The organism is Kineococcus sp. AC630 (genome assembly GCF_979255925.1).
The window spans coordinates 155,576-172,948 of the sequence record NZ_CEEDMJ010000006.1 but is presented as its reverse complement, the minus strand read 5'-3'; the positions used below and the strand labels follow the sequence as shown (position 1 = coordinate 172,948).

Here is a 17,373-nt window from a genome sequence, read left to right as displayed (position 1 = left end):
GCCTTGCCGTGCAGTCCTCGTCAGGAACGGCGCGGTGACCGCGGATGTTCCCTCCCCCGAGGTTACGTCGCCGCGGAGAGACCGTCGAGCAGGAGCACCTCGCCGAGGCACGCGTGGGTGAAGTCCGCCAGGTGCAGCGACTCGTCGGCCCCGTGGGCCCGGGAGTCGGGGTCCTCGACCCCGGTGACCAGGATCGCGGCGCCGGGGTAGACCGCGGCGAGGTCGGCGACGAACGGGATGGACCCGCCCATGCCCATCTCGACCGTCGGTGCGCCGTAGGCCTCGGCGAAGGCGGCCCGGGCCACGTCGTGCGCCGTGGAGGTGGTGTCGGCGGAGAACGCCTGCCCCTCCTCGCCGTCGGTGACGGTGACCCGCGCCCCGAACGGGGCGTTGGCCAGGAGGTGGCGCCGCAGGGCCGTCATCGCCGCCGACGGGTCCTGACCCGGGGCGATGCGCATGCTGATCTTGGCCCGGGCGGAGGGGACCAGGGTGTTGCTGGCCCGGTCCACCGGGGTGGCGTCCAGGCCGATGACGGCGATGGCGGGCTTGGTCCAGAGCCGTTGCGCGATCGTCCCCGTCCCCGCGAGGTGGACCTGCGCCAGCACGCCGGCGTCGGAGCGGAACATCTCCTCCGTGAGGTCGACGTCGGGGGCGGAGGTGGTGAGCAGCCCCTTGACCGCCACGTCGCCGTTCTCGTCGTGCAGCGTCGCGAGCAGACGGGCCAGGCTGGTGAGGGCGTCGAGCACCGGTCCACCGTTGACCCCGGAGTGCACGGCGTGGGTGAGCACGTCGACGGTGACGTCGCAGTCGACGAGACCGCGCAGGGTGGTGGTGATCGCCGGGATCCCGATCCGCCAGTTGCCGGAGTCCGCGACGACGATGACGTCCGCGGCCAGCGCCTCGCGGTGCTGGGCGAGGAAGGCGCCGAAGGTCGGCGAGCCGATCTCCTCCTCCCCCTCCAGGAAGACGGTCACGCCGACCCCGTCCTCGGGGCCCCACAGCGGCAGCAGCGTGCGCAGGGCGTGGACGTGGGCCATCACCCCGGCCTTGTCGTCGGCCGCGCCGCGGCCGTAGAGGCGTCCGTCCCGTTCCGTCGGCTCGAAGGCGGGCGAGGACCAGGCGGCCTCCTCTCCCGGCGGCTGCACGTCGTGGTGGGCGTAGAGCAGGACGGTCGGGGCACCGGCCGGGGCCGGGCGGTGCGCGATCACGGCGGGGTTGGACTCCAGGTCCCCCTCGGGCGTCGCGGCGTGCGCCGTCACGATCTCCACGCTCGGCATCCCGGCGGCGCGCAGCAGCTCCGCGGTGGCCTGCGCGCTGGCGGTGACGTGCGCGGCGTCGAAGGCGCGCGCCGAGACGCTGGGGATGCGCACGAGCGCCTCGAGGTCGGCGCGGGTGGCGGCGTCCTGGGCGCTCGAGGCGGCCCGCAGGGCGGCGGTGCGGTCGGGTCCGGGGGATGGCAGCGTGAGGTCCGTCACGACCGCGACGCTACACAGGCCCCACCGCCGCAGGAGGAGGTGGAGGTCGCGCGCGGTGACGTAGGCTCGGTCTCGTGTTCGGACGCTCGAAGGAGAAGCCAGCCGCCTCGACCCAGGTCGTCGAGGGGTCGCTCGTCGAGCTGACCAAGGAGGGCGGCAAGGGCCGTCCCACACCGAAGCGCAGCGAGGCCCGCGCCCGCAACGCCCGCCCCCTGGTCCCCACCGACCGCAAGGCCGCGCAGAAGCTGAGCCGCGAGGCCCAGCGCGAACAGCGCGCCAAGATGCAGAGCGCGTTGCTCACGGGCGACGAGCGCTACCTGCCGGTGCGCGACCGCGGAGCCCAGAAGCGCTTCGTCCGCGACGTCGTCGACGCCCGTCGCAACGTCGGTGAGTACTTCCTCATCATCGCCGGTGCCTCGCTGATCCTCTCGATGATCGCCCAGCCGCTGGGTTCCGCGCAGCTCCTGCTCGGCACCACGCTGCTCATCTACCTGATGCTGGCCGTCGTGATCATCGACAGCGTCCTGCTGGGCCGCAAGGTGTCCCGTGCGGTGAAGGCCCGGTTCCCCGATCCCGAGCGCGGTCTCGTCTCCTACGGCGTCACCCGTGCGCTGCAGATCCGCCGGATGCGCCGACCGGTGCCGATGGTGGACCGCGGCGCCCTCCCCCGCTGACCGGAGCCGCACCGTGACCCACTCCCGCGCCGTCCGCTGGACGACCGCGGCGGCCCTGGCCGTCGCCATCCTCATCATCGTGACCGGCGGGATCGTCCGGGTCTCCGGCTCCGGGCTCGGCTGCCCGACCTGGCCGCGCTGCACCGCCGACTCCTTCACCTCCGCCGCCGCCTCGACCGGCATCCACGGCGCGATCGAGTTCGGCAACCGGCTCCTCACGACGGTCATCTGCATCGCCGTCGGGGCCGTGATCATCGCCTGCCTGCTGCAGCGGCCTCGTCACCGCGCGCTGCTCTGGTCCGGCTGGGGGCAGTTCCTCGGGGTCGTCCTCAACGCCGTCGTCGGCGGGATCACCGTCCTCACCGGGCTGAACCCCTACATCGTGGCCGCCCACTTCGTCGCCGCCATCGCCCTGCTCGTCTCCGCCACGGTCAGCTACGACATCGCCCACCGCGCGGTGATCCCCGCACCGGCCGAGACCACCCGCCGGCTGGCCCGCGGGCTGGTCGTGGTGACCGGGGTCGTCGTGGTGCTGGGCACGATCGTCACCGGGTCCGGGCCGCACCCCGGTGACAGCGCCGAGATCCACCGCATCCCGGTGAGCTGGACGGCCGTCACGGTCGTGCACGGGTTCTCGGCCGTCCTCGCGCTGGTGCTCGCGGCCGTCGTGGTCGTCGTGGCGCAGCGTGCCGGGGACGACCTGGTCCGCCGTCGCGCGACGATCCTGCTGGTCCTCTTCGTCCTCCAGGCCGGCCTCGGGATCTACCAGAGCCTCGACGGCCTCCCGGGGGTCGCGGTGGTCCTGCACCTCCTCGGTGCCGCGCTCACCGCGTCCGGTGCGACGCGCGTGCTGCTGGCCGCCCGCAGCTCCACGGTGGACCGACTCGCCCCCGAGGCCCTCGCCGTCTGAGCGCCCACAGGTTAGGTTCGCGACCATGGAGTTCCGACACCTCGGTCGCAGCGGACTGAAGATCTCAGAGATCACCTTTGGCAACTGGCTCACCCACGGCTCCCAGGTCGAGAACGACGCGGCGATCGCGTGCGTCCACGCCGCGCTCGACGCGGGCATCTCGACGTTCGACACGGCGGACGTCTACGCGAACACGGCCGCCGAGACGGTCCTGGGCACCGCGCTCAAGGGCCAGCGCCGGGAGAGCCTGGAGATCCTGACCAAGGTCTTCTTCCCGACCGGCCCCAAGGGCCACAACGATTCAGGCCTGTCCCGCAAGCACATCCACGAGTCCATCGACGGGTCGCTGAAGCGGCTCGGCACCGACCACGTCGACGTCTACCAGGCTCACCGCTGGGACGTCTCGACCCCGGTCGAGGAGACGATGCAGGCCTTCGCCGACGTCGTCCGCGCCGGCAAGGCGCTCTACATCGGCGTGAGCGAGTGGACCGCCGACCAGCTCCGCCAGGGCCACGCGCTGGCGAAGGACCTGGGTTTCCAGCTCGTCTCCAACCAGCCGCAGTACTCCGCGCTCTACCGCGTGATCGAGGAGGAGGTCGTCCCGACCTCGCGCGAGCTGGGCATCTCCCAGGTCGTGTTCTCCCCCATCGCCCAGGGCGTGCTGACCGGCAAGTACACCCCCGGTGGCGCGCCGCCCGAGGGCAGCCGGGCCACCGACGAGAAGGGCGGCAAGCAGATGATCAGCCGCTGGATGCGCGACGACGTGCTGTCACGGGTCCAGGAGCTGAAGTCGGTGGCGAGCGAGCTGCAGCTCTCGATGGCGCAGCTGGCCGTCGCGTGGGTGCTGCAGAACGACAACGTCGCGGCCGCGATCATCGGCGCCTCGCGTCCGGAGCAGGTGCACGAGAACGTCAAGGCCTCCGGCGTGACGATCCCGGCGGAGCTGCTCCAGAAGATCGACGCCGCCCTCGGCGAGGTCGTCGAGCGCGACCCCGCCCGCACCGCCGCGACCGCCCCCACGTCCCGCCCGTCCTGACCCCCGACCGTGATCCTGCTGGGTCTCCCAGCAGGATCACGGTTCGTCAGTCGACGGGGCGCAGCGAGAGCGGGCCGTAGACCTCGGCGCCGTCCGCCCACAGGTGGGCGTTCTCGACGCCGCGGGCGCGCAGCTCACGCCACGACTCACCGATCCACACCTCGGCGTCGGACTGCGTCGGGAACACCGTCTCGTCACCGTCGAGGGCCCGGCCCTCGACGTCCTCGTACTTCCAGGTCCACTGCGTCGGTCTCACCTCCGCGAACCTACTCGACCCGGTGCCGGGCCGCGCTGGCGTCGTGCGCGCCGTGCTGGTGCGCGGCGCGGCGGCGCAGGTCGACGATCGCCAGCACGAGCGCGAGCACGACGAGTCCCAGCGAGACGCGCAGCCCGTCGGAGAGCGCCTCGCCGAAGACCTCCTGCGAGCGCGGACCCGCGGCGACGGTGGAGAAGAAGATCGCGGTCGTGGCCGCGACCCCGACCGCCGAGCCCACACGCTGTCCCGTCTGCAGGACCCCGCCCGCGACCCCGGCGACGCTGCGCGGCACCTCGGCCAGCGTCAGCGTCTGGTTCGGGGAGATCACGAGCCCGCTGCCGGCCCCCGCGACCGCGAGGCACGCCGACAGGGCGAGGGCACCGGCGGTGCCCTGCAGGGCGGCGGACACCACGTCGGCCCCGGCCAGGCCGAGCGCCACGACGACGAGCCCGACGACGACGACCGGCCGACCGCGCCGGTTCACCTGGCGCCCCCCGACCTGGGCGAAGATCGCGGACATCACCGCGAAGGGCGTCTGCACCAGCCCGGCCTGCAGGGGCGAGAACCCCAGCCCGGTCTGCAGGTAGAGCGTGACGACGAGGAAGATCCCGGTGAACCCGGCGAAGTAGGCGATCCCCACGAGGGCTCCCCCGGTGAAGGACGCCGTGCGCACCAGCTCACCGGCCACGACCGGGTCGCGACCGCGCTTGCCCTCCCTGCGTTCCCAGGCGACGAACGCGGCGAGCAGCACCGCACCCGGCAGCAGGAACCACCAGCGGGCGGGTGAGTCCCCCTGGCCGGTGGTGAGGACGAAGGGCAGCATGCCGAACACCGTGGCCACGGCCAGCAGCAGCAACCCCGGGACGTCGAGGTGGAGCTTGGACCGGGCCCTCGACCGGTCGCGGCCGGGCAGCCACTTCCACGCCAGCGGCAGCAGCACGATCCCGATGGGGACGTTCACCAGGAAGACCCCTCGCCAGCCCTCGGCCTCGCCGAACACCGCGAGGATCCCGCCGCCGAGCAGCGGCCCGATGGCGGTGGAGAGCCCGATGGTGGTTCCGAACAGCCCGAAGGCCTTGCCCCGCTCGGCGCCGGAGAACAGCTCCTGGATGAGGGCGAGGACCTGGGGGTTGACCAGCCCGGCCGTCACCCCCTGCGCGAGACGGACGATCGAGAGCGCCGTCGCGGACTGGACGAGCCCGGCCCCCGCACTGGTGAGGACGAACCCGGCGAGACCCACGACGAAGAGCAGCCGCCGCGAGTAGAGGTCGCCGACGCGCCCGGCGGGGACGAGGACTAGGCCGAAGGCGAGGGCGTAGCCGGCGACGATCCACTGGATCTGGCTGGACCCCGCCCCCAGGGACGTCTCGATCGAGGGCAGCGCGACGTTCACGATGGAGACGTCGAGGAGGGTCATGAACCCGACGGCGAGGCAGACCCCGAGGGCACGCCAGCGGTTCGGGTCGGGTGCCGTGTCGGAGGAGGAGGGCCCGTCGGAGGAAGCGGAGGGGCGTCGGGCCAGGTCGGTCACGGGTCCGACCATCACCCGCGTCCGCGGGTGGCACAACTCAGAACCGCTTGTCGCCCTCACGACGGGTGCGGCTGGCGGCCAGTTCGCCCAGGACGCGCCGGGCCCAGCCCGGGCCCTCGTAGATGAACGCGGTGTAGGCCTGCACGAGCGAGGCGCCGGCGTCGAGGCGTTCCTGGACGTCCGCGGCCGTCTCGATCCCCCCCACGCTGATGAGCACGAGGCGCCCGTGGGTGCGCGCGGCGAGCCGGCGCAGCACCTCGACCGAACGCTCCTTCAGGGGGGCACCGGAGAGACCACCCCCACCGGCGGCGGCGACGAGCGCTGCACCGGAACGCAGTCCCTCGCGCGAGATCGTGGTGTTCGTGGCGACGATCCCGTCGAGCTCCTCCTCCAGGGCGAGGTCGGCCACGGCGTCGACGTCGGCGTCGGAGAGGTCGGGGGCGATCTTCACCAGGAGCGGGACGTGGCGGTGGGCGGCGGCGTCGGCGGCCTCGCGCACGGAGCGCAGCACCGGCCGGAGCTTCTCGACGGCCTGGAGGTCACGCAGACCCGGCGTGTTCGGGGAGGAGACGTTGACGACGAGGTAGTCGGCGTAGGGGGCGAGGAGCCGCGCCGAGACCGCGTAGTCGGAGGCGGCGTCGGCCTCGGCGACGACCTTGCTCTTGCCGATGTTCACCCCGATCACGACGGGGTGCACGGGCGGGACGGCCCGCACCTGGCGCAACCGCCGCGCCACGACCTCGGCACCGGCGTTGTTGAAGCCCATCCGGTTCACGACGGCCCGGTCGGCGACGAGCCGGTGCAGGCGGGGTCTGGGGTTCCCCGGCTGCGGCAGGGCCGTCACGGTCCCGATCTCGACGCAGGAGAACCCGAAGTTGCCGAGCGCCGCGATCCCCGTGGCGTTCTTGTCGAACCCGGCGGCCAACCCCAGCGGGGTCGGGAAGTCGAGGCCGAAGACCGTCGTGCGCAACCGCGGGTCCGGTTCGACGAAGACACGGCGCAGCACCTGCGAGGCAACGGGAACGCGGCTCGCGACCCGCATCCCGGCGAAGGCCCAGCGGTGGGCGTCCTCGGCGTCGATGCGCGTCAGCAGGTGTCGGTACACCGTCTTGTAGGCGCGTCCCGATCCAGCCACCACGTCCTGCACTCCCCCGGTCGTCACGCTGCGTTCGAGCACCACGGCCGCCGTTCCCGGCGGCCGTGGTGCCTCACGATAGACGGTGGATCAGCTGATCGAGGACGTCCGGGTCTCGCGCAACAGCGACAGCGCGACGAGGCTGACGACGGCCGTGCCGGCCAGGTAGAACCCGACCCAACCGACACCGTGGGCCGCGGCCAGCTTCACCGCGGTGTACGGCGCGAGGGAGGCGCCGAGGATGCTGCCGCAGTTGAAGGCCAGCGAGGCCCCGGTGTAGCGGACGATGGTCGGGAAGAGCTCGGGCAGGTACGCCCCGATCGGACCGAACACCAGGCCCATGAAGAACAACCCGGCGCACAGCCACACCATGACCAGCGCGGTGCTGCCGGAACCCAGCAGCGGACCGGTGAGCAGTCCCACGACCGCGCCGCCGACCATCGCGGTGGCCAGGACCGGACGACGACCGAAGCGGTCGGAGAGGATCCCGGAGAGCGGGGTGGCGGCGGCCATGAAGAGCACGGCGACGCACAGCATCAGCAGGAAGTCGTGACGCGAGTAGGCCAGCCCCTTGGTGCCGTAGCTCAGCGACCAGGTCGTGGTGAGGTAGAAGAGGGTGTAGGTCAGCATCACCGAGAACGCACCGAGGACGACGATGCGCCAGCTGCTGCGGAAGGTCTCCGCGACCGGGACGCGCACCCGGCGGTTCTCCGACAGCGCCTTGGCGAAGATCGGCGTCTCGGCCAGGCTGAGCCGGATCCACAGGCCCAGGACCACCAGCACGGCGCTGAGCAGGAACGGCACCCGCCAGCCCCACGCGGTGAACGTCGCGTCGCTCATGGTGGAGGACAGGACGATGAACAGGGTGTTGGCGATGATGAAGCCGAGCGGCGCACCGAGCTGCGGGAACATGCCGTAGAGCGCACGACGGTTCGCCGGGGCGTTCTCCGTCGCGAGCAGCGCCGCGCCGCCCCACTCACCCCCCAGCCCGAAACCCTGCCCGAAGCGCAGGACGCAGAGCAGGACGGGAGCGAGGGTCCCGGCGCTCGCGTGCGTCGGCAGGACGCCGATGAGCACCGTCGAGATGCCCATGACGAGCAGCGCGGCGACGAGCGTCGTCTTGCGACCGATCCGGTCCCCGAAGTGGCCGAACACGACGGAGCCGATGGGGCGCGCGACGAAGGCGATCGCGAAGGACGCCAGCGACGCCAGCGCGGCGGCGGTGTCGTTGTCGGAGGGGAAGAAGAGCTGCGGGAAGACCAGGACGGCGGCCGTCGCGTAGACGTAGAAGTCGTAGAACTCGATCGTGGTGCCGATGAGGCTGGCGGCGGCGACCTTCCCCGTGGGGTTGGTCGGCGGCGCGGCCCGGGTGGTGCTGAGGTCGGCGGGACCCATGAGTGGAAACCTTCGGACGACGGGTGGGTGCGGGAGCCGTTCCCAGGGTTCGTCCTGGCGGGCGGGTGACACCCGGAGTCGCTCAACCGGGGTCGCCGTCGCCGCTCCGGGTGTGACGCAGATCCTACGCCCCAGCTGTGAGGCATCCAACGAGCGAGACGACCGTCTCACTCCGTGAGATGGACGACCTCCTGGTGCTCGATGCTGCCGTGCACCGCGTCCACGGTGGTGCAGGTCTCGACCGCGTCCCACGGGTCGACGGGGACGGGACCCCGTCCGCGCACCGCGGCCGCGAACCCGGCGTAGAAGTCGGGCCAGCGGCCGGCCTCGCTGGTCACCCGGTGCACCGCGCCACCACCGAGGGCGAGCCACCCCCAGCGACTCGCGGGTTCCGCGCCCCACGCCGCGCCCTCGGAGGACGGTGTCCGGCCCGAGAGGAGGACCTCCTCCTGGACGTCCATCGGGGACTCGACGACGAAGCTGCCCCGGGTGCCCGTCACGCGGTAGCGCGGCCCCGGCAGGGCCTGCTTCCACGACCCGGACAGTTCGCTGCGCACCCCACCGACGTGCTCGATCTGGATCCGGAAGTCGTCCTCGCTCCCCTTCCCGCCCCGGGCCTGCGCGTTCACGCTGCGCGCCGGCCCGAAGAGGTGCAGCGCCTGGTCGACCAGGTGCGCCCCGAAGTCGCGCACCAGGCCACCCCCGGCCGCCGGCGGGTCGCCCGCGGACCACCGTTCGAAGGAGGACTCGAAGCGCACCACGTCCCCGAGCTCCCCCTCGGCCAGCACGCGCTGCAGGGTCAGGAAGTCGGAGTCCCAGCGCCGGTTCTGGTACGGCGTCAGCAGCACCCCGGCGGCCTCCGCGCGCTGCACCGTCCCGATCGCGCTCCGGGCGTCGAGGGCGAAGGGCTTGTCGCAGACCACGGGCAGACCCAGGTCGATCGCCTGGTTCGTCAGGTCCGTGTGCGTCGCCGCCGGGGTGGAGATCGCGACCGCGTCCACGCCCAGGTCCTTCGCCTCGGCGAGCGAGCCGGCGACCTCGACCCCGTGCTCGGCCTTCGCCTGCGCCGCCCGTTCGGGGTCGGAGGTCACGACGACCCCCAGCCGGGCCCCGGGGGCGCCCGCGATGATCGGGGCGTGGAAGAAGCGCCCACCCCCGCCGTACCCGAGCAGGGCGAAGGTCACGGGTCCAGGGCGGGTGTCGGCGTCGCTCACGCAGGCCACCGTAGCCACCCGTCGTCCGCGAGGACCGGGGAGACCGGGAACCTCCCGCTCAGACCCGGCACAACCGGGACCGGACGAGGAAGCGCACCCCGTCCGGCGCCTCGAGCGAGAACCCGGCCCCGCGCCCGGGGACGAGGTCGATGGTCAGTTCGGTGTGGGCCCAGCGCAGGTGCTGCTCCTTCGACATCCACACCCCGACGGTGAACGCCTCGGAACCGTCCTCGGCCGGGATCTCGAGGTTCCCGAGGAACTCGTCCGCGTCGGAGAGGATGAAGTCGCCGTCGGGGAAGCACATCGGGGAACTGCCGTCGCAGCAGCCCCCCGACTGGTGGAACATCAGCTCCCCGTGCCGGGCGCGGAGGCGGCGCAACTGCGCCGCCGCCTCCGCCGTCAGTCCTACCGGCACGTCCTCACCCCCGCTCCGCGGCGAACCGGCCCCGGACACGGGCGCCGGGCGGTTCGTCCTGCAGGGTCATCGTCGGACTCCTTCTCGTCGGGAGGGGCGAACGTGGGCGGTGGCTCAGAAGAAGCCGAGCTTGCTCGTGGAGTAGCTGACGAGGAGGTTCTTCGTCTGCTGGTAGTGATCGAGCATCATCTTGTGGTTCTCCCGCCCGATGCCCGAACTCTTGTACCCGCCGAACGCGGCGTGCGCGGGGTAGGCGTGGTAGTTGTTCGTCCACACCCGCCCGGCCTGGATCCCCCGGCCCATGCGGTAGGCGAGGTGGATGTCGCGGGACCACACCCCGGCCCCGAGACCATAGAGGGTGTCGTTGGCGATCTTCAGCGCGTCGTCCGGGCCCTCGAAGCGGGTCACCGAGACCACGGGCCCGAAGATCTCCTCCTGGAAGATGCGCATCGAGTTGTCGCCCTCGAAGATCGTCGGGTTCACGTAGTACCCGCCGGCGAGGTCGCCCCCGAGGTCGGCCCGGTCGCCGCCGATGAGGAGCTTGGCGCCCTCCTGCTTGCCGATGTCGATGTAGGAGAGGATCTTCTCGAGCTGGTCGTTGCTCGCCTGGGCGCCGATCATCGTCTCGGTGTCCAGCGGGTTCCCCTGCTTGATGGCGCGGGTGCGTTCCACGGCGTCGGCCAGGAACGACTCGTAGATCCCGTTCTGGATCAGGGCGCGCGACGGGCAGGTGCAGACCTCGCCCTGGTTGAGGGCGAACATCGTGAAACCCTCGAGGGACTTGTCGTAGAAGTCGTCGTGCGCGCTCGCCACGTCGTCGAAGAAGATGTTCGGGCTCTTGCCGCCCAGTTCCAGCGTGACCGGGATGAGGTTCTGGCTCGCGTACTGCATGATCAGGCGGCCGGTGGTCGTCTCACCGGTGAAGGCGATCTTGCGGATGCGCGGGTTGCTGGCGAGGGGTTTCCCGGCCTCGGCCCCGAACCCGTTGACCACGTTCACCACCCCCGGCGGCAGCAGGTCGCCGATGAGGTCCATCAGGAACATGATCGAGGCCGGGGTCTGTTCCGCCGGCTTCAGGACGACGCAGTTGCCCGCCGCGAGCGCCGGGGCCAGCTTCCAGATCGCCATCAGCAGCGGGAAGTTCCAGGGGATGATCTGCCCGACCACGCCCAGGGGTTCGTGGAAGTGGTAGGCGACGGTGTCCTCGTCGATCTGCGAGATCCCACCCTCCTGGGCGCGGACGACGCCTGCGAAGTACCGCAGGTGGTCCACGACGAGCGGGATGTCGGCGGCGAGGCACTCGCGGACGGGTTTGCCGTTGTCCCAGGTCTCGGCGACGGCGATCTTCTCGAGGTTGGCCTCGATGCGGTCGGCGATCCGGTTCAGGACGAGGGCACGTTCGGCGACCGAGGTGCGGCCCCAGGCGGGGGCCGCGGCGTGGGCGGCGTCGAGGGCCCGTTCGATGTCGGCCGCGGTGCCGCGGGCCACCTCGGTGAAGGTCTGCCCGTTCACGGGACTGGGGTTCTCGAAGTAGCCGCCCTCGGCGGGCGCCACGCGTTCGCCACCGATCCAGTGGTCGTAGCGGTCGGCGTACTCGACCACGCTGCCGGTGCGTCCGGGGGCTTCGTAGACCGTCATGGAGACCTCCGTGGTGAAGGAGAACAGCGACTGCTCCGTCGCTCCCCGCCACAGTGCGCCGGGCTGCGTTGCAACCCCGTTGCAGGCGGCGCTCACCCGCGGAGGCGGACCTCCCGGGCCAGCGCCTCGGCCCGCCCGGGGTCCCCCGGGGCGAGCCGCCGGACGAGGTCGTGGGCCACGACGGGGTCGTCGCGACCGATGCCGGTCCGGGAGAACTCCAGCAGGGCCTGGTCGTCCTCCCCCTCGAGGACGGCCGCGCGCAGCCCGGCGCGCAGTTCCTCGCGCAGTTCCCGGATCCCGGGGGCGTCGGAGGCGGGCAGCAGGTCACCGGTCCAGCCCCGGACCGCGTCCCGCACCCGGCCGGCCCGCAGCGCGTCCCGGACCTCGAGGGCGTCGCAGCCGAGCGGTCCGAGAAGCCGGTAGGGCGCGGGCGACAGCGCGACGAGACCACGGGTGCGTTCCACGAGCACCGAACGCAGCCGGTGCACCTCGGCGCGCACCGACACGGGGGCGAGGTGGCGTTCGTCGAGCTCGGCGGCCAGCCGGGCCGCGGACTGCCCACCCTCCGGGCCGGTGAGCAGCGTGAGCAGGATCTCGCTGTGCCGCAACGACAACGAGCGGACGTCGGCGGCGACCCCGAGGTGCGCGGCGGCCCCCAGCACCGACAACCGGACAGCGGCTGGCGGGAGCGCGACGGGCATCCCCCCGAGGCCACGACGCAGCGCGGAGACCCGCAGCTCTCCCTCGAGCGCACCGACGGCGGCGCGCACGAACTGCAGGGCCCGTTCGCGGCCGAGGTCGTCCCCGCCGGTGAGGTCGAGGACGCCGAGCACCTCACCGGAGGAGGGGTCGCGCACCGGGGCGGCGGAGCAGCTCCAGCGGGAGACGGCCGTCGCGTAGTGCTCCTCGGCCCGCACCCGGACGGGACGACCGAGGGTGAGGGCCGTCCCGGGGGCGTTGAGGCCGGCGACGTCCTCGCTCCAGCGCGCCCCGGCGGTGAAGGCCATCCGTTCGGCCGCCCGGCGCAGTCCCGGGTCGCCCTCGACCCACAGCAACGTCCCGTCGACGTCGCTGACGGCCATCAGGACGGGTACCCCGAGAGGTTCCTCGAGCAGCAACCGGCGGGCGGTGGGCAGGACACCGGCGAGCGGGTGGGCGTCGCGACGCTCGAGCAGGTCGGTCCCCTCGAGCAGGACCGGGGGCAGGACGTGGTCGGGGTCGAGGCCGGTGCTGCGCGCTCGCCACCACGAGGAGGACACGACGTCGCGGGCACCGGGCAACGGCGTCCCCGCGGGACCGCTCTCGCAGGACGCCAGCCAGTCCTCGCGCGATCGGGACAACCGTGCCGACACCCGCTCGTCCCTCCCCCTCGGGCCCTCCGTCGGACCCGGGTGGGAGAACGGTAGGCCGGGCGGCGACGAGCGACAAGGGACGGCCCGCCCGCCGGGGCGCCCGGGGGTGCGACCATGCGGGGCACGCGGCCGTCCGCGGTTTCCGTGGCACGCTGCGAGACCCGTCCCACCCGTCCCCCCGAGGAGCACCGATGACCGACGGCCCGCGGCCGTTGAACCTGCGTGAGATCGCCGAGGGTCTGCGCTCGCCGCACACCCCGCTCGCGCGCCCCCGGCTGGTGGCGCCGCTGCGTCCGGCCTCGCGCGCCGACGGGCTGGCGTCATGGCTCGCCGGGACGCAGGACCGTGACGTGCCGGCTCCGCTGGAGCGGGTGCGCCTGGTCGTCTTCGCGGGTGACCACGGTGTCGCCGCCCGGGGGATCTCCCGGCTGGAGCCGGGGTGGACGGCGCAGGCCGTGCGCGAGCTCGTCGCCGGCCGGGGGGCCTTCGCCGCTCTCGCCGCGGCGGTCGGGGTTCCCGTGGCCGTGCACGCCCTGGGCGTGGACTGGGGCGAGCAGGGCCCCGACGGTGTGCCCGTCGCCGTGCTCGAGCACGCGCTCCGGCCCTCCGGGGACATCGCCTCCGGGGACGCGCTGAGCGCCGAGGAGGTCGAGGTCGCGGTACGCGCCGGGGCGGCCATCGCCGACGCCGAGGTCGACGCCGGGGTGGACCTGCTGCTGCTCGGGGACCTGGGCACCGGGGCCACGACCGTCGCCGCGACGCTGGTGGCCGCCTGCCTGCGCAAGGGCGCGGTCGACGTGGTCGGGCGCGGCAGCGGTATCGACGACGACGCGTGGATGCGCAAGACGGCCGCCGTGCGCGACGCCGTCCGCCGCTCGCGCAAGCTCGCGACCCGGCCCACCGCCGTCCTGCAGGCCGTCGCGAGCGCCGACCTGGCCGCGGCGGTCGGGTTCCTGCTGCGGGCCGCGGCCCGCCGGACCCCGGTGCTGCTGGACGGGGTGGTCGGGGTCGCCGCCGCGCTGCTCGCCTCCCGCGGGGTGCCGGGGGCGGAGAAGTGGTGGCAGGTCGGCGCGGCGAGCGCGGAACCGGCGCAGGCCCTCGCCGCGGACCGGCTGAAGATGGTGCCGGTGCTGGACCTCGGCGCCGGTCGCGGGGGCGGGTCGGGCGCGCTCACCGCCCTCGGTGTGCTGCGGGCCGCGCAGGCCCTGGCCGCGGCGGACGAGGCGGCGCTCCCCCCGCTACCCGACCCGGAACCCGAGCCCGAGCCCGAGCCGGAGCCCGAGGCCCCGGTTCAGGAGGCCGGAGCCGTCGCGGTGGAACCCGTCGCGGAAGGACCCGCGGAGCCGAACGACCGCCCGAACGTGTAGCCCCGCGCCGTCGCGGCGAGCTCCACCAACCCCGCGCGCCGGTAGAACGCGACGGCGCCGGGGTTGGCGCCCGACACCCCGAGGTGGACCCCGGGGGACCCGTCGGCCGCCAGCTGGGCGCAGACCCGCTGCACCAGCGCCCGGCCGATCCCCCGGCCCTGCAACCGGGGCAGCAGGTCGACGTGCAGGTGCGAGGGGTGGGTGGCCCAGACGGGTTCCGGGGTCACGCCGCCGTGGACGGTCCGCAACGGCCCGGCGTCGAAGCCCTGCACGTCCTCCGGGCGGGGGTAGCGCGCCCGCAGCGGCGGCCACCACTCCGCCTCGCGCCAGCGTTCGAACGCGGCGGTGTCCCGGCAGCCGAGGAGGTACCCGGCGACGCCGTCGGCGTCCTCGACGACCGTTCCGAACCGGGCCTCGTGGTGGGCGTACGGCGTCGCGTAGACGTCGGCGAGCAGTGCGGGGAAGGCCGTGCGTGCGGTCGCGTCGCGACCCGCGTCACCGGTGCGCAGGCAGATCTCCTGCAGCGCGGGGACGTCGGTCACGCTGACCTGACGCCACCACAGGCCGGGGCGGACCTCGTGCGGGCCGGCGCTGACGTCGGGGTCCGGGTGCGGCGCAGGTGGCTGGATCACGCCCCCACGTTAGGGTGCCGTGGTGTCGCGTCTCCTGCTCAGCAGCAAGTCCGTCAAGAGCGTCTCGGTCGACGCGCTGGTCCTGGGGCTGGCTCCCGCGACCGGCAAGCGCGCCGGTGCCCCCGAGGTCCTGGGGGGTGACGACCTCCCCCGCGCGACGCGTTCCGCGCTGGCCGAGGCCGCCGTCGCCCTGGGTGCGAACGGCAAACCCGGTTCGGTGCACCTGGTCCCCGGGACGGCCGGGCTCGCGACGCCGTTGGTCGCGCTGGTCGGGGTCGGCACCGCGCCGGACCACGAGACCCTGCGCCGCGCCGCGGGTCAGGCCGTGCGTGCCCTCGCCGGCAAGGGCCGGGTGGCGTTCGCGCTGCCCACCCCCGACGCGGCCACGCTGGCCGCCGTCGCCGAGGGCGCCGGGCTCGGTGCCTACGCCTTCACCCGCTACAAGGCCGCCGAGCGTGAACCGGTCGCCGAGGTCACGCTCCTGGTCGACAAGCCCCGGGACAAGACCTTCCGCGCCGCGGTCGAGCGGGCCGAGGTCCTCGCCCGGGCCGTCGCGACGGCTCGCGACCTCATCAACACGGCACCGGCCGACCTCGCACCGGCCGACCTCGCCGCGGCGGCGCTGCAGGCCGCGGCGGGAACCTCGCTCACCGTCCGGGTGCTGGACGAGCAGGCTCTGGCCGACGGCGGCTTCGGCGGCATCCTCGGCGTGGGCCAGGGGTCCTCGCGTCCCCCGCGCCTGGTCGTCGTGGAGCACTCCCCGGCCAAGGCCAAGGGCCACCTCGCGTTCGTCGGCAAGGGCATCACCTTCGACTCCGGCGGTCTCTCGCTGAAGCCCGCGGGCGGCATGGAGACGATGAAGAGCGACATGTCCGGTGCCGCGGCCGTGCTGGCCGCCGTCCGGGCGGTCGCCGACCTGAACCTCCCCGTCAAGGTCACCGGCTGGCTGGCCATCGCGGAGAACATGCCCTCCGGCACCGCGATCCGCCCCTCCGACGTGCTGACGATGCACGGGGGGACGACGGTCGAGGTCCTGAACACCGACGCCGAGGGGCGGCTCGTCCTCGGTGACGCGCTCGACGCCGCCTCGGCCGAGCGTCCTGACGCCATCGTCGACGTGGCCACCCTGACCGGTGCCCAGGTCGTGGCCCTGGGGAACCGGGTCTCGGGGATCATGGGCAACGACGACGACTTCCGCAGCGCGGTCCTCGCCGCGGCCGAACGGGCCGGCGAGTCGTTCTGGCCCATGCCGTTGCCCGACGAGCTGCGGGCGACGCTGGACTCCCCCGTGGCCGACCTGGCCAACATCGGCGACCGGGCGGGCGGGATGCTCGTGGCAGCGGTCTTCCTGCGCGAGTTCGTCGGCGACTCCGCCGCGGGGACCGCGATCCCCTGGGCGCACCTGGACATCGCCGGTCCGGCCTTCGCCACGGGTGAGCCGTGGGGGTACACCCACCGCGGCGGGACGGGTGTCGCGGTGCGGACCCTGGTCGCGCTGGCCGAGGACCACGCCGGGCGCTGAGCCCGGCCGGGGCCCGGGACGCAGCTGCGGGGCCGTTCCCCTGAAAGGGGGTGCGGCCCGGGTCAGGCATTCCGGTGCTTCTCGGCCCGATCCTCGTCGTGAAACGTTCTGGGAACGGGAACCTCTGCGTCAGAGACTGTTCACCGACGATTTCCATGATCGAAGATGCTGCGGCCCATTGATCGAGTGATCATTTTCGAGACAGCTCGTGCACTCTCTGCAACTAGCTATATGCTCTCGGTGACGACCTAGTTCGGGGGCGTCACCACGCCGACCGGTTCGGTACATCACAAAGCTCCCCGGTGTGCACCGGGGCACTCGTCACGGAGGCACCATGTCCAGCACCGCCACCCCGTCCCGCTCCTCCCGCCGCCTCGCGCGTCTCGCCGCGGGTCTCGCGGCCACCGCCGTCCTGGCCGGTGGCGGTCTGGCGTCGGCGGCCGTCGCGTCGGCTGCACCGTCCGCGACCCTCACGACCGCCAAGGTGGCCCCCGGGGTGAAGGCGACCTCGACGGTCGACCGCAAGGAATCGGCGACCCAGCGCAAGGAATCCACGGTCGAGCGCAAGGAGTCCGCGACCCAGCGCAAGGAATCCACGGTCGCCCGCAAGGAATCGACCACCCAGCGCAAGGAATCCACGGTCGCCCGCAAGGAGTCCGCGACCCTGCGCAAGGAGTCCGCGGTGGACCGCAAGGAATCGGTCACCTCCGAGAAGGAGCGCTGACCCGCTCCTCCAGACCGGCCGGTCCAGACGAACCGAACCCCCCGCACACAGCGCCTGCTCCCCCGGGACCGGGCGCTGTCGTGCGTCCAGCCCTGCG

At 73.2% G+C, this 17,373-nt stretch carries 16 protein-coding genes; 6 read left to right on the top strand and 10 right to left on the bottom strand.

The window, feature by feature from the left end:
- Positions 1-62 precede the first annotated feature (62 nt).
- Complete coding sequence (locus AC0I8G_RS08690) at positions 63-1,475, bottom strand: M20/M25/M40 family metallo-hydrolase (protein WP_471729547.1); 1,413 nt, start codon at positions 1,473-1,475, stop codon at positions 63-65.
- A 74-nt stretch (positions 1,476-1,549) separates the two neighbouring features.
- Here AC0I8G_RS08690 and AC0I8G_RS08685 point away from each other — a divergent pair, with 74 nt between their 5' ends.
- From AC0I8G_RS08685 to AC0I8G_RS08675, 3 genes are read left to right on the top strand one after another with little or no spacing between them, the layout of a single operon-like run.
- Entirely contained in the window at positions 1,550-2,149 is a 600-nt protein-coding gene (locus AC0I8G_RS08685) for a DUF3043 domain-containing protein (RefSeq protein WP_471729546.1), read from the top strand.
- A 13-nt stretch (positions 2,150-2,162) separates the two neighbouring features.
- Complete coding sequence (locus tag AC0I8G_RS08680; protein ID WP_471729545.1) at positions 2,163-3,059, top strand: COX15/CtaA family protein; 897 nt, start codon at positions 2,163-2,165, stop codon at positions 3,057-3,059.
- A gap of 25 nt (positions 3,060-3,084) precedes the next feature.
- Positions 3,085-4,095: an aldo/keto reductase family protein gene (locus AC0I8G_RS08675; RefSeq protein WP_471729544.1), complete on the top strand. Its 1,011-nt coding sequence runs from the start codon at positions 3,085-3,087 to the stop codon at positions 4,093-4,095.
- Positions 4,096-4,141: 46 nt separating this feature from the next.
- Here AC0I8G_RS08675 and AC0I8G_RS08670 read toward each other — a convergent pair whose 3' ends face one another.
- The 8 genes from AC0I8G_RS08670 to AC0I8G_RS08635 all read right to left on the bottom strand — a co-directional run bounded on the left by AC0I8G_RS08670 (position 4,142) and on the right by AC0I8G_RS08635 (position 13,031).
- A complete protein-coding gene (locus AC0I8G_RS08670; RefSeq protein ID WP_328295627.1) occupies positions 4,142-4,351 on the bottom strand; it encodes a hypothetical protein in 210 nt (69 codons plus the stop codon).
- 10 nt (positions 4,352-4,361) lie between these two features.
- Positions 4,362-5,894 (bottom strand): MFS transporter, encoded by a 1,533-nt coding sequence (locus AC0I8G_RS08665; RefSeq protein WP_471729543.1) that lies wholly within the window; start codon positions 5,892-5,894, stop codon positions 4,362-4,364.
- 25 nt (positions 5,895-5,919) lie between these two features.
- Positions 5,920-7,020 (bottom strand): quinone-dependent dihydroorotate dehydrogenase, encoded by a 1,101-nt coding sequence (locus tag AC0I8G_RS08660; protein ID WP_380260435.1) that lies wholly within the window; start codon positions 7,018-7,020, stop codon positions 5,920-5,922.
- A gap of 87 nt (positions 7,021-7,107) precedes the next feature.
- Positions 7,108-8,412, bottom strand: a complete 1,305-nt coding sequence (locus tag AC0I8G_RS08655; protein ID WP_471729542.1) for an MFS transporter — start codon at positions 8,410-8,412, stop codon at positions 7,108-7,110.
- 167 nt (positions 8,413-8,579) lie between these two features.
- A complete protein-coding gene (locus AC0I8G_RS08650) occupies positions 8,580-9,626 on the bottom strand; it encodes a Gfo/Idh/MocA family protein (protein WP_471729541.1) in 1,047 nt (348 codons plus the stop codon).
- A gap of 58 nt (positions 9,627-9,684) precedes the next feature.
- Positions 9,685-10,041: a DUF779 domain-containing protein gene (locus tag AC0I8G_RS08645; RefSeq protein WP_471729540.1), complete on the bottom strand. Its 357-nt coding sequence runs from the start codon at positions 10,039-10,041 to the stop codon at positions 9,685-9,687.
- A gap of 114 nt (positions 10,042-10,155) precedes the next feature.
- Entirely contained in the window at positions 10,156-11,679 is a 1,524-nt protein-coding gene (gene exaC, locus AC0I8G_RS08640; RefSeq protein WP_380162139.1) for an acetaldehyde dehydrogenase ExaC, read from the bottom strand.
- A 92-nt stretch (positions 11,680-11,771) separates the two neighbouring features.
- A complete protein-coding gene (locus AC0I8G_RS08635) occupies positions 11,772-13,031 on the bottom strand; it encodes a GAF domain-containing protein (protein ID WP_471729539.1) in 1,260 nt (419 codons plus the stop codon).
- A gap of 191 nt (positions 13,032-13,222) precedes the next feature.
- Between AC0I8G_RS08635 and AC0I8G_RS08630 the strand changes: the two genes are divergently transcribed.
- The gene (locus AC0I8G_RS08630) at positions 13,223-14,398 is read left to right on the top strand and encodes a nicotinate-nucleotide--dimethylbenzimidazole phosphoribosyltransferase (protein WP_471729538.1); all 1,176 of its coding nucleotides are present in this window, start codon (positions 13,223-13,225) and stop codon (positions 14,396-14,398) included.
- On the opposite strand, the gene AC0I8G_RS08625 is transcribed toward AC0I8G_RS08630, so the two are convergent.
- Positions 14,323-15,030, bottom strand: coding sequence for a GNAT family N-acetyltransferase (locus AC0I8G_RS08625; protein WP_471729537.1), 708 nt, complete (start codon positions 15,028-15,030; stop codon positions 14,323-14,325). The two genes, AC0I8G_RS08630 and AC0I8G_RS08625, sit on opposite strands and share 76 nt — an antisense overlap.
- Before the next feature lie 22 nt (positions 15,031-15,052).
- On the opposite strand from AC0I8G_RS08625, the gene AC0I8G_RS08620 reads away from it, so the two are divergent.
- The gene (locus tag AC0I8G_RS08620) at positions 15,053-16,552 is read left to right on the top strand and encodes a leucyl aminopeptidase (protein ID WP_471729536.1); all 1,500 of its coding nucleotides are present in this window, start codon (positions 15,053-15,055) and stop codon (positions 16,550-16,552) included.
- 334 nt (positions 16,553-16,886) lie between these two features.
- On the top strand, positions 16,887-17,276 hold the full coding sequence (locus tag AC0I8G_RS08615) for a hypothetical protein (protein ID WP_471729535.1): 390 nt from the start codon (positions 16,887-16,889) through the stop codon (positions 17,274-17,276).
- Positions 17,277-17,373: the final 97 nt, after the last annotated feature.

What these genes read in the sequence shown, in the direction of transcription:
- AC0I8G_RS08675 (WP_471729544.1), top strand. Translation starts at nt 3,085, where the DNA reads ATGGAGTTCCGACACCTCGGTCGCAGCGGACTGAAGATCTCAGAGATC.
- AC0I8G_RS08665 (WP_471729543.1), bottom strand. Translation starts at nt 5,894, where the DNA reads ATGGTCGGACCCGTGACCGACCTGGCCCGACGCCCCTCCGCTTCCTCC.
- AC0I8G_RS08655 (WP_471729542.1), bottom strand. Translation starts at nt 8,412, where the DNA reads ATGGGTCCCGCCGACCTCAGCACCACCCGGGCCGCGCCGCCGACCAAC.
- exaC (WP_380162139.1), bottom strand. Translation starts at nt 11,679, where the DNA reads ATGACGGTCTACGAAGCCCCCGGACGCACCGGCAGCGTGGTCGAGTAC.
- AC0I8G_RS08630 (WP_471729538.1), top strand. Translation starts at nt 13,223, where the DNA reads ATGACCGACGGCCCGCGGCCGTTGAACCTGCGTGAGATCGCCGAGGGT.
- AC0I8G_RS08615 (WP_471729535.1), top strand. Translation starts at nt 16,887, where the DNA reads ATGTCCAGCACCGCCACCCCGTCCCGCTCCTCCCGCCGCCTCGCGCGT.